The organism is Fibrella aestuarina BUZ 2, from assembly GCF_000331105.1.
Lineage (GTDB): Bacteria > Bacteroidota > Bacteroidia > Cytophagales > Spirosomataceae > Fibrella > Fibrella aestuarina.
Map to the genome: position 1 here is coordinate 2478162 of NC_020054.1, position 15174 is coordinate 2493335.

Consider the following 15174-nt stretch of genomic DNA (forward strand, 5'->3'; position numbering starts at 1 on the left):
TTCCCAAGTGAAACTGAGTGGCTTGCAGGTAACAAGTACGGTTAGATTGATCACGTTTTTTGTTGACTCCCTACCATGGAGAAATTAAAGTTTGTGACTGAGTACGAACTCCGGGCCTCTCCCAAAGTACTCTTCCCCTACATCAGCACTGCCTCGGGGCTATCGCAGTGGTTCGCCGCGAAAGTCAATACCTTACCCGACCATAAATACGATTTCATCTGGGATAACGAGAGTCACCCGGCCCGCCAGACCTCACTGCGCCAGAACAAAAGCGTACGCTTCGAATTTCTGAACACCGGCGAAAATGGCCACGACAGCAACTACGTCGATTTCCGCCTCGACGTGAGCGAACTGACGCAGGCAACGTACCTACGCATCACCGACTACTCGACCAACCTTGACGAAGACGAATTGCAGGATATGTGGGATGGCCTCCTCGACAAACTGAAGGAGATCGTCGGGTCCTGACTGTTAAAAATAACTAATGAGTGCCCTACCCGTGAACAATGCAGCCTGTGGCGGTCGTTACGTACGTAGCCTTCTGTGGGCACACCGCCGCACGAACTGTTCATTTGTGGAGTGAAAAAAATAGATAAACTAATCCTCAAGTCGTTTTTCGGGCCTTTCTTCCTCACGCTAGCCGTCGTCATCTTTATCTTCCTGATGCGGCTGCTGATGTTGTATATCGACGATTTTGTCTCGAAAGACATTACGCTGGTCACGTTTGGGCGGCTGCTCTACTTCTTTGCCGTTCTGACCATCCCGACTGCCCTGCCGCTGGCGGTGCTGCTGTCGTCGCTGATGACCTTCGGGAACCTGGGCGAGTTCTTCGAGCTCACCGCCATGAAGAGCGCGGGCATCTCACTCACGCGTGCCCTGCGCCCGCTGCTGTTGCTGGCGTTTGTGTTCATGGGGTTCTCGTTCTGGTTCAATAATAGTGTGTCGCCCTGGGCCAACCTCAAGGCCTACAGCCTGCTGTACGACATCAAGACGGCCAAAGCAACGCTCAACATCAAGGAGGGGATTTTCTACAATGACCTGCCCGGCTACAGCATTAAAGTCGACCGGAAGTTTGGCGACTCACTAACGAACCTGGTTATCTACAAACACAATACGTCGGGCGTCGAAACGGGTAACCGGGAAATCATCCTGGCAAAATCGGGCCGGATGTATACCGATCCCAGCCGGTCGTATCTGGTTTTTGAACTGAATAACGGCAACGATTATCAGGAATATAACGATGGCCGGTCGGTGTCGTATACGGGTACCGGTATTCCGAAAGCCACTCAATTTCTGCGCAACGGCTTCAAGCATTATAAGCTGGTCATCAGCCTCGAATCCTTTGGTCTGCACCGCACCGACGAACAGCAGTTCGAGTATCACCCTTATATGAAAACGCTGTCGGAACTGCGCGCCATTTCCGATTCGCTGCAAAAAGACGCCGTTCGGGCCAGTATGGGCGTGGCCGGTTCGTCGCGTAACTATTACAACTACCACTTCAAAGCCGACGCGGTCGTGCAGGCCAAGCGGGTGCGCGACGGCAAGTGGGTCGACAGCCTGCTGGCCTTTACACCGCGCACGTCGAACCCCATTGAAATTGAAGCGCAGGCCGTGACGCAGGCGCAGAACATGCTGTCTTACGCGCAGTCGAATATTATTTACCTGAAAGAGAAGGAGAAAAGCTCGTATCAGTACGACCTGGAGAGCCACCACAAATTCACGCAGGCGATCTCGGTATTTATCATGTTCCTGATCGGGGCGCCGCTGGGGGCCATCATCCGCAAGGGGGGCTTTGGCCTGCCTGTGCTGGTGTCGATCATCTTCTTTATCGTCCTCTATGTGCTGACGTTGCTGGGCGATAAGTTTGCCAAAGACGGCGCCTGGCCCGTACCGATGGGCGCCTGGCTGGCCAACATGGTGCTGTTTCCCATTGGCCTGTACCTACTCCGGCAAGCCCGAATCGACTCGGCCATCTTCGACAAAGACGCTTACGCCGTCGCGTGGGGGAAACTTAAGAAACGCTTCAAAGGGCTAGAGGCAACGGCCAGCGTAGGCTGACAAAAGGCGTTACTGGCAAAAAAGTCTCCCGTTTCGAATTGATAGAGGCGTCTGATTCAGGCGTCAAACAATTCAAAACGGGAGACTTTTTTGTAGGGTATCCGAAACCTTAAACCGGGATTTGCTCGAATTTAACTGCTGCCTGGCCCTGCTCGTTTTTGAAAGCAGCGCGGGGTTTGATGTTCAGCGTCTGGAATAACTGCTGATCGGCGTCGACGTCGGGGTTGGGTGTGGTAAGCAGTTTGTCGCCCGCGAAGATCGAGTTGGCACCGGCCAGAAAGCACAGCGCCTGTTCTTCGGTGGTCATGCGGACCCGCCCGGCTGAGAGCCGCACCATCGCGTTGGGCATGGTAATGCGGGCCGTGGCAATCATGCGAACCATTTCCCAAACCGACACGCGTTCCTGCTCCTCCAGCGGTGTGCCTTCCACCGGCACCAACGCATTGACCGGCACCGACTCGGGGTGTTCCGGCAGCGTAGCCAGCGTCAGCAACATACCGATCCGGTCGTTGTGCGATTCGCCCATGCCGATGATCCCTCCCGAGCAAACTGAGATACCCGCGTCGCGCACGTGGCCGAGCGTATCGAGGCGGTCGTCGTAGGTACGTGTCGTGATGATGTCGCCGTAAAATTCTTCGCTTGTATCCAGATTATGGTTGTAGGCGTAGAGCCCCGCTTCCTTCAACTTTTGGGCCTGGCTGTCGGTGAGCATGCCGAGGGTGCAGCACACCTCCATCCCCATGGCGTTGACGCCACGCACCATGTCGAGTACCTTGTCGAAATCGCGGTTGTCGCGTACTTCGCGCCAGGCTGCCCCCATGCAGAACCGGCTGCTGCCCGAGGCCTGCGCCCGGCTAGCGGCTTCCAACACTTCGCCTACTTCCAGCAGCTTGTGTGTTTTCACGTTGGTGTGGTAGCGCGCGGCCTGCGGGCAATAGGCGCAGTCTTCGGGGCAACCACCCGTTTTCACCGACAGCAGCGTACATACCTGCACTTCCTGCGGGTCATGGTGTTGGCGGTGAACGGTCGCTGCCCGGTAGATGAGGTCTAACACCGGGCTATTGTAGATGTCGGCAATTTCGTCGCGAGTCCAGTCGGTACGCATAGGGTTTGAACGATGAGTGATGGGTGATGCATGATGAGTTGGCTGACGCACATACGCTTTGTCCAGCGTTGGCAAATTCGTCATTCATCGCTCATCACTATTTGAGTTTGTTAAGCTGGTCTGTATTTCGTTTGGTGTCGATCTGACCGGCGCGGGCCAGTTCGAGTGAGCGTTGAGCGGCCTGTTTGGCGTCGGCGGTTTTGCCAGCGCGGCGGTAGGCGTCGGCTTGCTCGTAATAGAGGTCGGCCTGCTCACCGGTAGTGGTTCTGAGCGAAAGCGCTTTACCAATCCATTTGGTCAGGTACGTTACGTCGGCGGCGTCGGGCGAGGCGCGGTTGAAAAGGCGGGCCACGTAGATATATTCCGGCACCGACAACGAATGCGTGTTGATGTGGTTGTTCATCCGCTCGGCGGCGCGGGCGCCCTGCCCCAGTTTGAAATAAGCGTTTACTTCGGGCAGCAACGTGCGCGATGAGGCCGTTTTGGGGTCGATACCGATCTGTACCAGCCCGTTGTACACCTGCTGAATCTGGGCGGGGGAATAGCGCAGGCCCCTGCTGCTATACAGCGACGACATCAGGATGTTCTCGGCCACGTCGACCGCCGGTTTGCCGTACTGCTGCTTGTACAGGTTGATGTTGCTGACCAGGCTTTTGGCCAGCGGATTGTTCATGTCGATGATCAGCTTCTGCAACACCAGCCAGTTGTTCTGGTTGGCATGGGTGTTGGCGGGCTGCTGGGCGGCGTAGGCTTCCATCGCCGCGATGTTGGTGTTGGTGTCACAGGTGACCCGGCTATACATGGCCAGATCGATCAGGAAGTTGGGCGACTTATCCCCACTCGCGAACCGCTGCTTCCAGGTGTTGCTCCGGGCCGAGGCCGTTACGGCGTTGTTACCGTGGCGGATGACTTCATCGGCGCTGTTCTGGCTCATGGCGAAGTGAATGATGTCGCCGCTAGAATCGAGGTACAGAAACAGAGGCAACGAAGGCACGTATAACTTTTTGGCCTTCAGCCAGTTCTGCGTGGCCGGTTGCCCGATGTCGAGTTTCGTGCTGACAAACTTGCTGTTGTACGATTTGCCCACCCGGCTGTCGGCCAGAATCGGGATGAAGCTCTGGCACACATGGCAGTCAGGCGAATAGATCTCCACGAAGACCGGTTTCTGCGCTTTCTGCGCGGTCTTGAGCACAACGCTGATGGGTGCCTGCTGAAAGGCGATACCCTTCTGGGCCAACGTGTTGAGCGTAGCCAGGCAAAAGAGCAAGATGAACGAAACGCGCATGGGCATAGGTGGGGTGGTTTGAGGGTTGACGGTTGACCGTTTGATGTTAACGAATGAACGAGCAGTTACCTGTACTTAAGTCAACAGCAAACGGTTAATCGTCAACCCTTAAACGCATTGATCATTTCTGGTTCTCGGCGCGGAATTCGGCTTCGATTCGCTTGCTGAGGGAACGGCACAGGTTGTCGATATCATCGGCCATGGCTTCGTCGCCGGTCGCGCCGCGCACGGTGCTGGCAATACCACCCATGATCTCGACCATAAACCGCTTCATATCGCCCACTTCCATGTCTTTGGTCCACAAGTCGATTTTCAGCGTGTTGCGGTGGTAGTTATCCCAAACGGCGACCGAAATGGCTTTCGTGTCGTTGAGGCCTTCGTTGGGGTTGTCGGTCGCGTCCCAATAGATTTTGTCGGGTACGTTCTCGTTGTCTAATTCAATCGTGAAGTTGATTTCGGACTGGCGCATTGGCTATACTGTTTGCCGTTGATCGTCTACCGTCTCAAGTTAGCTTGCGCGTCAGCAGTACGCCTGCGGCAGCCAACGTCAGGCCGTAAACGACAAACGTCAACTCTTTTTTTGATCAAAATTACGCTTTTTCGGTCAGTACTGCCTCGGTCAGGTGTTTCCAGATTACGTCGTACACGTCGATAGCGTCGATTTCGGAAGCCGACGCGGGCTGGTCGGTGACAAGGATGGGGTAGTATTCCTGCCCCACATCGACCCCGCCGTGCGAGCCTTTCACCAGCGTGGCGTCGAGCGAAATAACATCCATCAAATACCGGAATCCCAGCAACTTACGGGCCAGTTTATACCCGGCTTTGGCTTTGATGAGCGGGTTGGTCTGGTCCATGAAGAGCTCGGCGGGGTCGTAGCCGGGCTTGCGGTGAATGTCGACGAGCTGGGCGTAATCGGGCTTTTTGGCGTCGTCGAGCCAGTAATAATACGCAAACCAACTATCGGGCTCGGCAATGGCGACCAGATCCCCCGACCGTTCGTGGTCAAGGTGATGGGCTTTTTTACCCGCTTCGTCGAGCACCTCGGCCACACCCGGCAGTTTCTCCAGCATCGCCTTCACGCGCGATACCTGCGCAGGGTCGTTCACGTAGACGTGGGCAATCTGGTGGTCGGGGGCGGCAAACGCGGCTGATGCGCCCGCATCGAGCAGTTCGCGGCCCGCCTCGACCCGCACGGCAATCAGGCCCGCTTCGCGCAGGGCCCGGTTGATGTAAACAGGGCGGTTAACGTTGTTGATGCCGTATTCCGACAACAGGATGACCCGCGTGTCTTTCTTCTCGTAAAAGGCCACCAGTTCGGCCACAAGCTGGTCGATCTCGCGCAGGTCGGGCGCGATACGGGCCAGGTCGACGCCGTATTTCTGGAGGCAGTAATCGAGGTGGGGCAGGTAGATGAGCGTCAGCGTCGGGTTGTGCTGATCATCCACGTACATCGACGCGTCGGCAATCCACTTCGATGATTTCAGGCTGGTGTTGGGGCCCCAGAACGTAAACAGCGGGAACGTACCCAGCTTGGCCGTGAGCTCGTCGCGGAGGGAGGCGGGGTGAGCGTAGCAGTCGGGCATTTTCAGGCCGTCGGCGTGGTACTGCGGCCGTGGCGTCACTGAATAATCGACCGAGGCGTACATGTTGTACCACCAGAACATCTTCGAGCAGGTGAAGCTCGGGTCCTCGCGTTTGGCGCGTTCCCAGATCTTCTCGGCCTCGACCAGCCGGTTCGACTGCTTCCAGAATTTGACTTCGGCGTCGCGGCGGTCATACCAGCCGTTGCCCACGATCCCGTGTTCGCTCGGCCATTTGCCCGTGATGTAGCAGCTCTGGGCGGTGGTGGTCACGGCGGGCAGTACGGGCCGCACGTGGGTCAGGTGCCGCTTGGCGATGTACTGCGTCAGGAAGGGTGTATGCTTACCCAACACGCTCGTACTCAGGCCAACAATATCAATGACAACGGTCTTTTGCATAACGAAGGTCGACGCTGAGCGTCTGTTGCTTGCGTAGAAATAGAGACAGCGCGGTTACCCCTCCAGACAGGTTTTTACCCACGCCAGTTCGCGGGCGATGGATTCGCTGATGGGTAGTTGGGCATCGGCGGGCAGCACGCCCCAGGTGTAGGTTTCCACTTCCAACTGATCGGTAAATGGTTTGGTACGTTGCCAGTGAAGGGTCGTAACCACGTCCTGTTGGGTGGAGCCCAGCAGCCCGTAGGTTTCCAGAAACAAGGGTACGTGGAAGTGGATGCGCCACTCGCGGTGCGTGTCGGGATCGTAGGCGGCGAGGGCGTCGGGCAGGTCGGCGAAGCGCTGACGGGTGCCGTCGGCGAGGCGGGCTACCACCTGATGCAGGTACGTTGGTTCGTCAAACGCCCGGATGGCATCGAGCTTGGCCGCTCCATCCATCGAAAAGTCGATGTGCAGGGCCGAACTGATCTGAATTTTTCCGACCCGAATCCCCGCTTCGGTCAGCTTCTGAATCGCCTGATCGGTGGTTTCGTAGGTAACCGCCATGTGGCAGATGTCGTAACAAAGCTGAATGTGGTCGTGCACAGCCGCATCGGCTTCGGTGGCGCTGAGGCCACGTTGCTCGGCCAGGTACGTTCGGGCGGCGGGGCGTAGCGTGTTGGTGTACCAGTCCAGAAAATCGTCGAGGTTATCGAGCAGACCGTCGGGTTCGGGCTCGATGTCGAGGTGGAGCACCTTGCCGGTTTCCGTGCGCAGCCGCATCAGTTCATCGAGTACCAGCAGGATGTGCTGCGTGCTTTTCAACATGGCCTTGTAGGCCGCGGCCGGGGTTTCCCACCAGTGCTGGTAGGAGAGGGGCGAGGTCGACACGCCGCCTTCGGTCAGGTCGTCGGGCAGCAGTTGCGCCAGCAGCCGGAAGAGCCGGATGGTGTAGTCAACGCGTGCGGTGGTGGTCCAGTCGGGCGCGTGCACGTGGTCTTTCACCCGCTGATCGTGGAAGCCGCCATAGGGAAAGCCGTTCATCGTAAAGACGTAACAACCGGCCTCGGTCAACCAGCGTTGAAGCGCAGCCACCCGCTCGGGTTGGGCCAGATCCAGGCTCGCCTGATTGGCGACCCGCAGGCCCAGTCCCAGCGGCGCATCGGGCGACTGAGCCGCTTTGACCGCCGGTACCTGCTCGCGAAGGTGCCGAAAATGATCGTCCCACGCCTCACCAGGGTGGATATTTGTGCAGTAACCGAAATGCATAAGGGGGTAATGGACCATGCGTAATGCACAATGTATAATGTACGATGCGGTCCGCCGCTGCGGCACAATGGATGCCGGGTGGCTCACCACTGAAGCAAAATCATTGTGCCGCAGCGGCGGACCGCATCGTACATTATACATTGTGCATTCGTTCAGTGGGCATTGTGCATTAATGTATTTTCCAGCTTCTCGATGGCCTGCTGAATCAGCGCGGTATCCATCTCGTGGACTTCCACGCCCTGCCCGAGCGCATCCAGCAGCGTAATCGTCAGTTCGCCACCGAGGTGTTCCTGGAATTCGGTGAGGCCCCGGCGGAGGTTTTCGCCCCCGTTCTCGGCCAGCGCCGGGTGAAACAGGTCGAAGCCTAGCCGTTGCAGCACCGACAGCACCCGGTCGGCATCCGTAGCGGTAATGCGGCCCGCCAGTTGCGAATAGACCGTATCAAGCGCAATGCCGATGGCGACGGCCTCACCGTGCCGCACCGAGAAATCGGTGAGGTATTCGAGCTTGTGGGCCGCCCAGTGACCAAAGTCGAGCGGGCGGGCTGAGCCCATCTCAAACGGATCGCCCCCCGCAATGTGCTGCATGTGCAGTTGGGCGCAGCGGTAAACGAGGTAGCTCATGGCCTCGGCGTCCCGGTTGGCCAGGGCATCGGCGTTGGTGTCGAGCCACTCAAAAAACGGCCGGTCTTTGATGAGCGCCACTTTGATGGCTTCCGAAATGCCCGAGCGCCAGTCGCGATCGTCCAACGTACCCAGAAAAGCGGCGTCGTTGAAGACGGCAACGGGCGGGGCAAACGTACCCACGAAGTTCTTTTTGCCGCCCCAGTTGACGCCGTTCTTGACACCCACGCCCGAGTCGTTCTGCGAGAGCACCGTCGTGGGGATGCGGATGTGCCGCACGCCCCGGTGGGCAATGGCCGCCGCATACCCAACCAGATCGAGTACGGCTCCACCACCGATGGCGGCGATGTAGGAATGCCGGTCGATCCCGTAGCGGTCGACGGCGTCGATCAGTTGGTCGACCAGTTCGGGGCTGTTTTTGGCCAGTTCGCCACCCGGTACCACCATCGGTTCATCCACGACGCGCAGGCCAGGTACGTCGGCAAAATACGTCTGGATGTTGGCCGGCAGTGTGGGATGGGCTGCCAGTACACCGCTATCGATGACAAACAGAAGTTTACGGGTGAGTTGGGTGCCCGAACGGCGGGCCGATTGCGTCAGCCAGTCGCGGAAAAGCGTATTGTCGGAAGCGAACAGGTGCTCGGTAAATGATACGGTATACGTAAACGGCACGCTGAACGACTGTTCAAGTTGGTTCATCACATTGGTTTCTCCTCTAAACCAAAAGCCAAAATTACCCACGATTACCCGGCTTTTGTTGACTGAACGGTAAATCGACGGTATTGTAGCACCATTGGCCCACGGCTACGGTCTCTTTCTTAATAAACGGGAAATCGCGGTTTTGGTGCAATCAGCCCCCGTTTTGATTCATTTTTAACTAAACCTTTATCCGGTCTGTCTGTCCAAGCCCAAACAAACCGAATCATCCCATGAACCTACGCCATCTGTTGCTGACCGGCGCTGCCGTTTTGACTACCCTGGTCACTTACGCCCAGACGCCCGCTCCGCAGTCGGAAAAACACCGCCTCACCAGCCAGCAGCGCGCCGCCCGCAAAGCTGAACACAAAGCCAAGCTTGCCGCCATGAGCCCCGCCGAGCGCCAGGCGTTCAAACAGGCCCACCGCGAACGCCGGGAAGCCAAACTCGCCGCCATGACACCCGAGCAGCGCGAGCGCGTGCTGGAACGCCACCGCCAGCGCAAAGAGCATCGGAAAGGAAGCCGGGGGTAACCAGTAGCACCTCAACCCCGCTCCGGATCGACTTAGCCAGCTGACAAGGCTAAGTCGATTTTTTGTGTCGTTTACTTACCCGGCAAGCCCGTGGATAACTCGGTATAGTCAATGATATAGGTTATTGGTATATTTGATTATAAATCAGATCGACTCAACTGGTATGAAAAGGAACTGGCTGTTAGGGGCGATGGGCGTGTTGTGGCTGGCGGGCTGCACAGCTAGTCCCGATGTCGCCCCTAACGATGATATCGACGCGCTGCACGAGCGCTTTCACGGGAAGTACAGTATTGTCAGTTCGGTGAGCAATGAGGCCATCGATGTGAACATGGACGGCTATGCCTCAACGAACCTGCTGGATGAGATCAAGGAACTGGCCCCCGAATACTGTTGCGAATTAATCTTACACGTCAGGGGCAAAGGCCAATGGAACACGCAACCCGTGCGGCTTATGGTGGAGGCCTGGCCTGAGCAGTACATCTGGTCAGGAAACGACCAATGGAACTGGGAGCCGCTGGCCTACGATCCGAAACTAACGGTGAACTATGCGAGGCAGGGGGCAAGCCGGTCTATCTCGTTCGCGCCTGATCTGAAATCGATCATTGTCGCCGACGAACCGAACGCCGACGCCTCCGTGCGCTGGAAAAAGCCCGTGTCGGTCAGAATCGTGGGGCAGCATACCATTGAACTGGTGAGTCGGAAGACGATTTACACCCGCGCAGGCACCAAAACGGTGCTCATTACCACCCGCTACGAGCGCTACACCATGACGACCTAGGCGTTATCTTCGCCTCTATGCGTCTACTCTCCCTATTTCTGCTCTGCGCGTCGCTGACTGCCCACGCGCAACGTACCCGCCAAGGTGAGCCGTTTGCTCATACGTTTTCCATTGTGGCCCGCGACGAAGCCACCGGCGATCTGGCCGTGGGCGTGCAAAGTCACTGGTTTTCGGTGGGCACCACTGTGTCGTGGGGTGAGGCGGGCGTTGGCGTGGTGGCTACCCAGTCGTTTACCAATAAATCGTTCGGGATCCGGGGGCTGCGACTGCTGAAAGAAGGCAAAACGGCCCAGCAGACCCTCGACGAACTACTCCAGACCGATGAAGGGCGTGACGTCCGGCAGGTAGCGATTGCCGATGCCAAAGGCAACGTAGCCGTGCACACGGGCGCTAAATGCATCGACTTCGCTGGTCATCACAAAGGCGCCACTTATTCGGTGCAGGCCAACATGATGCTCAACAGCACCGTGCCCGATGCGATGGCGGCGGCGTTCGAGAAAAACAAGGCGATGCCCCTGCCGGAGCGGGTGCTGAGCGCCCTCAACGCGGCGCAGGCAGCGGGTGGCGACATTCGCGGGCGGCAGTCGGCGGTGTTGCTGGTGGTGAAAGGCAAAGCCACAGACGCCCCCTGGGACGATAATCACCTGGTCGATCTGCGCGTCGACGATGCCGAACAGCCGCTGGCTGAACTGGGGCGGCTGCTACGTACCCACCGCGCTTACGAGTATATGAACGCGGGTGATCTGGCGACGGAGAAAAACGACATGAAAGGAGCCATGGACGCCTACGGGGCAGCCATGAAACTCTTTCCGAAGAACCTCGAAATGAAATACTGGACGGCTATTGCGCTCGCCAACACCAAACAGGTCGCTAAAGCCGTGCAGCTGCTAAAGCCTATCTACGCCCAGGATGCCAACTGGCGTGAACTCACCCGCCGCCTCCCCAAAGTAGGCTTGCTGACCGTTTCCGCCCCCGAACTGGCCCAACTGGTGAAGTAATGTATAGCCCGGCTGGAGCCGGGTTATAAGGTGGAACATACCATAGCTGGCCTTTACCTTAAAGCCCGGCTGGACCCGGGCGCTACGTTACGGCAAAATACCGGGCTACAGGTAGCGAGAGGGGTAGCAGGACTAGCAGGCAGAGAGCCAGTAGCCAGTGGCCCGAGAGCGCGGCCCAGGCGGCATCCATCACGATGAGCGACAGCACACCTGCTTTCACCGCCTGCCCGATGTTGGGCCCGATGGGTTGCTGAATGGCGGTCCATAGGGGGCGCAACACTAGTAGCAGGTGCAACGCTACAAAACCGATAGCCAGCCACAACGTACCCAGCTCCACTGCCGTCCCGATTTGCAGGCCGCTGACGAGCGTAAACAAGGCGGCAGCACCCCACAGCGTCGTCCGGCTTCCGCCATGCACTTCGCCCCGGCTGATCATGGTGACGGCGGCAATGTAGATGACCGGTATCAGCGCCGCGGGCCATAACACCTTGATGGGCAACGTACCGGCCGCGCTGATCCCCAGCAGCAGGTTGACGCCCCGGCACAGGCCCATGTTCAGCGGACCAAACAGGGCGTGGTGTTTGCCAAATCGATCGTAAAAAACAGCCAGCCCGGCAATGATCAGGGCGAGCCAGGCGCTCATAGGGCTATACAGATAGGCAGCCCCAATGCCGATAAGCAGCAGCCCGATGCCCAGCACCGACGCCTGCCCAACCGATACGCGCCCGCTTGGGATGGGCCGCTCGGGCCGCTCCACGGCATCGAGTTTGGCATCGAACACGTCGTTCAGCACCACGCCACCGCCATACAAACCGACAGTCGACAGCACCAGCAGCCACAGATTCACCGGTAGGGCCGACGGGGGCGCCGTTTCCGTGGCGCCAAAGGCCAGCGCGGCACCCGCCAGTACGTCGGCAGCGGCCGTCAGCAAGTTGGCCGGGCGCATGAGTTGCAAATAAGACTTCATACCCTCAATTGATAATGATCGACTTGCTATCCCGGCGGGGTTGTTGGCCACCGCGCAGGATGGTGTTGCCGTTGAACGTCTGGCTTTGGTCGATTTCGGAAGGCGACTCAAAATCGGCTACGTTGATCTGACCGCTCTGGGCGAAGGCGTCGATGGCGTTCTGGTAGGTCACCTGCCGGATGTGCTCGACGGGAATGCCCCGCATCATCATCAGGGCTGCGGTTTTAGGTATCGCCAGCGGATCGCTGATGCCCCAGTCGGCGGCCGAGTTGACCATGATGCGCTCGGGACCGTATTGCTCAACCACCGCGACCATGCGCTCGTTGCCCATTTTGGTAAACGGGTAGATTGTGAAAGCCGCCCAGAATCCTTTATCCAGCACCGACTTCACCGTCTCTTCATTGTTATGGTCCACGATCACCATGCCGGGGTCGAGGCCGTGCTCCAGCGCGATGGCCATGCTGCGCTCGGTACCCTCCTTTTTGTTGCGGTGCGGCGTATGAATCTGCACCGGCAGGTTGGCTTCTTTGGCCAGTTCCAGCTGCGCCCGGTAGAATTTCTCTTCGGCCGCCGTCTGATCGTCGAAGCCGATTTCGCCAATACCCACCACGCCTTCTTTATAGGCAAAAAGTGGCAGCAACTCCATCACCTGCTCGGCCAGCGGTTCGTTGTTGGCTTCCCGCGAGTTGAGCCCGATGGTGCAGTAATGCTTAATGCCAAACTGCGACGACCGGAAGCGTTCCCAGCCAACCAGGCTGCTGTAATAGTCTTTGAAAGTCGCCAGGCCCGTGCGGGGTTGCCCCAGCCAGAAGGCCGGCTCGATAATCGCCACAATACCCGCGTCGGCCATCGCCTGGTAATCGTCGGTGGTGCGCGAAGTCATGTGAATGTGCGGATCGAAGAAGGTCATGCCCTTGATGGGGGTCATGAAATCAACGGGTTCGTGCACCGACTCGTCGACCCGAATTTCTTCTTCCTGAGCGTGTGAGGGGTTCATAAGGCTGAAATGAATAATGTATAATGCACGATGTACAATGGGTGCTAGCGCAGAAATTGTACATCGTGCATTATACATTATTCATTAAATAAGTTGTTTAGCGGGTTGATAGTCCGTCGTCTGGCATACCTGCCGGGCAGCAGCCCGGTCGGCCTCGCTGGGCGACTGGAGTAATTTGGTTACATCAGCCAGCAGCGTTTCGTTCATAAACCGGGGGACCAATTGCCAGGCTTCGGCCGGTACGCTCCGGCCGGCGGCCCATCGTTCATGCGCCAGATTCGATAAATCGTTGGCCAGCGTCTGGTTGGCCCGGTCGAGCAGGCCCACGATGCGGGTGAGGGGCTTATCGTTGAAAATGCACTTCAGTACCAGCTGATTCCAGGCGGCTTCCGAGAAATGATCGGCTGGGTACGTGTTCTCAAAGGCGATGGCATCAAATACCGGCCCCATGTTTGACCGGACGGCGTCGGTCGCCCGCAGGAGCCAGCGTTTGGGCTGGGGTAGCAGGGGCAGTGCCGAATAGAGCGCGGCCAGTTCCTGTAACTCGGCCGAGTCGAACAGCATCTCGATGGCCTGTAGACCTTTCACCGGTTCGGCCTCGCAGATCGATTGCAGCAGCAGGACCCGCGCCAGCCGGTCCATCGTCCATTCGGGTTTGTCAGGTACGTTACGCCGGTCGATGAAGCGCGGTGCGGCGACAAAAGCAGCCATCTGCGCGTTCAACGGGCCCTGTTGTTTCGTCTGTAACCACTGCCGTTCGGCATCTGTGGCCGCTTCGTTGAAAAGAGAGGATAAATTCATGGAAATGTTACCACAAATGGCGAGCCAGTAAACGAGCTTGCAAAGGTCGCAAATGTGAACCTGACTACGGCGAGAAAGAACGTAACAAAAGTCAGTTGTTTAGCCCGATTTAATCATAAAAAAAGTGGGCGTCAGCCCATTATTGCGCCGACGCCCACCCAAAATTAGCCCCTTTACTTGCTGCCGAATACCCGTTTCAGGATGTCGCTTACCCGGGCGACGGGGTTTTCGCGGATTTTTTTCTCTTCCTGCGCCACTAGAATGAACAGACCATCGACGGCCTTGTTGGTGGCGTATTCGGTCAGGTTGGCATTCACCGGCTGCACAAACGGCAGCTTGTTGTACGTACCGGCCAGCGAGTTGTAGTAGCGCGTGGCGTTGTTTTTCTGCAAGGTGCTGTCGATAATCGGCGTAAACTCGGCTACCAGTTGCTGCCCGGCGGTGCGGCGCAGGTATTCCGTGGCGGCGTTGTCGCTACCGCGCAGAATGCCCACGGCGTCCTGAATGCTCATCTGCGTGATGGCCTTCCAAAACACGGGTTTGGCGCGCTTGGCGGCATCTTCAGCCGAGCGGTTAAGCGCCAGCACGAACTGATCGACCTGTTTGCCAAAACCGAGTTGCCGCAGCCGTGACTCGATGCGCTGGGCTTCGGGCGGAAAAAGAATTTTAATAAGGTTGTTCTTGAAAAAGCCGTCGAGGGCCGACGCCTGCGTGGCGCCTTTGTCGATTCCCACGCGCAGGGCTTCCTTCAGGCCCGACGCAATCTCGACGGCCGTCAGCCCGGTGCTCGTGCCCGACGCGTTCGATGGGGGTAACACTTTCTCCAGCACTTTACCCAGCCCGCCCAGCGGGTTGCGCCGGGTTTCGGTTGGCTTGGGCGCCGAAGTAGTATCCTGAGCCTGAGTGGATAAGGTCAGTCCGGTGGTCAGCAGCAGCGCCGCGGCAAGAAGGATAGGGCGGGTCGCCGAATAAAACGTTTTCATCGCTCAAGGTTGTTTTATGTACTTTTGACAGCTGTGACTGGAGAATGTAAAGTCGGCCGAAGAAAATTCTTCCTGTCAGGGAGTAACGGCTAATACCCGGCTCATTGTTCAGTTCATAACGTGCCT

General features: G+C 57.8%; 15 protein-coding genes. 5 read left to right on the forward strand and 10 right to left on the reverse strand.

Features of this window, described 5'->3' with window-relative positions; genetic code table 11:
- Positions 1 to 75: 75 nt before the first annotated feature.
- Positions 76 to 468 (forward strand): START-like domain-containing protein, encoded by a 393-nt coding sequence (locus tag FAES_RS10165; RefSeq protein ID WP_015331115.1) that lies wholly within the window; start codon positions 76 to 78, stop codon positions 466 to 468.
- Positions 469 to 579: 111 nt separating this feature from the next.
- Positions 580 to 2058 (forward strand): LptF/LptG family permease, encoded by a 1479-nt coding sequence (locus FAES_RS10170; protein WP_041258788.1) that lies wholly within the window; start codon positions 580 to 582, stop codon positions 2056 to 2058.
- A gap of 109 nt (positions 2059 to 2167) precedes the next feature.
- On the opposite strand, the gene bioB is transcribed toward FAES_RS10170, so the two are convergent.
- The 6 genes from bioB to FAES_RS10200 all read right to left on the reverse strand — a co-directional run bounded on the left by bioB (position 2168) and on the right by FAES_RS10200 (position 8994).
- Entirely contained in the window at positions 2168 to 3163 is a 996-nt protein-coding gene (bioB, locus tag FAES_RS10175) for a biotin synthase BioB (protein ID WP_041257740.1), read from the reverse strand.
- 97 nt (positions 3164 to 3260) lie between these two features.
- Complete coding sequence (locus tag FAES_RS10180; protein WP_015331118.1) at positions 3261 to 4454, reverse strand: thioredoxin domain-containing protein; 1194 nt, start codon at positions 4452 to 4454, stop codon at positions 3261 to 3263.
- A 115-nt stretch (positions 4455 to 4569) separates the two neighbouring features.
- Complete coding sequence (gene gldC, locus FAES_RS10185; RefSeq protein ID WP_015331119.1) at positions 4570 to 4917, reverse strand: gliding motility protein GldC; 348 nt, start codon at positions 4915 to 4917, stop codon at positions 4570 to 4572.
- 121 nt (positions 4918 to 5038) lie between these two features.
- Positions 5039 to 6427: an alkaline phosphatase family protein gene (locus FAES_RS10190; protein WP_015331120.1), complete on the reverse strand. Its 1389-nt coding sequence runs from the start codon at positions 6425 to 6427 to the stop codon at positions 5039 to 5041.
- A 54-nt stretch (positions 6428 to 6481) separates the two neighbouring features.
- Positions 6482 to 7672 carry a metabolite traffic protein EboE gene (gene eboE, locus FAES_RS10195; RefSeq protein WP_041257742.1) on the reverse strand — a complete coding sequence of 397 codons (1191 nt, stop codon included), beginning with the start codon at positions 7670 to 7672 and terminating at the stop codon, positions 6482 to 6484.
- 152 nt (positions 7673 to 7824) lie between these two features.
- Positions 7825 to 8994, reverse strand: a complete 1170-nt coding sequence (locus tag FAES_RS10200; protein WP_015331122.1) for a 3-dehydroquinate synthase — start codon at positions 8992 to 8994, stop codon at positions 7825 to 7827.
- Between the two features lie 230 nt (positions 8995 to 9224).
- Here FAES_RS10200 and FAES_RS10205 point away from each other — a divergent pair, with 230 nt between their 5' ends.
- From FAES_RS10205 to FAES_RS10215, 3 genes are all read left to right on the forward strand, one after another.
- Positions 9225 to 9524 carry a hypothetical protein gene (locus FAES_RS10205; protein WP_015331124.1) on the forward strand — a complete coding sequence of 100 codons (300 nt, stop codon included), beginning with the start codon at positions 9225 to 9227 and terminating at the stop codon, positions 9522 to 9524.
- A gap of 163 nt (positions 9525 to 9687) precedes the next feature.
- Entirely contained in the window at positions 9688 to 10302 is a 615-nt protein-coding gene (locus tag FAES_RS10210) for a hypothetical protein (RefSeq protein ID WP_015331125.1), read from the forward strand.
- 17 nt (positions 10303 to 10319) lie between these two features.
- Positions 10320 to 11300 carry a DUF1028 domain-containing protein gene (locus FAES_RS10215; protein ID WP_015331126.1) on the forward strand — a complete coding sequence of 327 codons (981 nt, stop codon included), beginning with the start codon at positions 10320 to 10322 and terminating at the stop codon, positions 11298 to 11300.
- A gap of 82 nt (positions 11301 to 11382) precedes the next feature.
- Here FAES_RS10215 and eboC read toward each other — a convergent pair whose 3' ends face one another.
- The 4 genes from eboC to FAES_RS10235 all read right to left on the reverse strand — a co-directional run bounded on the left by eboC (position 11383) and on the right by FAES_RS10235 (position 15048).
- Positions 11383 to 12267 (reverse strand): UbiA-like protein EboC, encoded by an 885-nt coding sequence (gene eboC, locus FAES_RS10220; protein ID WP_015331127.1) that lies wholly within the window; start codon positions 12265 to 12267, stop codon positions 11383 to 11385.
- Between the two features lie 4 nt (positions 12268 to 12271).
- Positions 12272 to 13264, reverse strand: coding sequence for a TatD family hydrolase (locus tag FAES_RS10225; RefSeq protein ID WP_041257745.1), 993 nt, complete (start codon positions 13262 to 13264; stop codon positions 12272 to 12274).
- An 84-nt stretch (positions 13265 to 13348) separates the two neighbouring features.
- On the reverse strand, positions 13349 to 14065 hold the full coding sequence (locus FAES_RS10230; protein WP_015331129.1) for an EboA domain-containing protein: 717 nt from the start codon (positions 14063 to 14065) through the stop codon (positions 13349 to 13351).
- 173 nt (positions 14066 to 14238) lie between these two features.
- The gene (locus FAES_RS10235) at positions 14239 to 15048 is read right to left on the reverse strand and encodes a DUF4197 domain-containing protein (RefSeq protein ID WP_015331130.1); all 810 of its coding nucleotides are present in this window, start codon (positions 15046 to 15048) and stop codon (positions 14239 to 14241) included.
- Positions 15049 to 15174 lie beyond the last annotated feature (126 nt).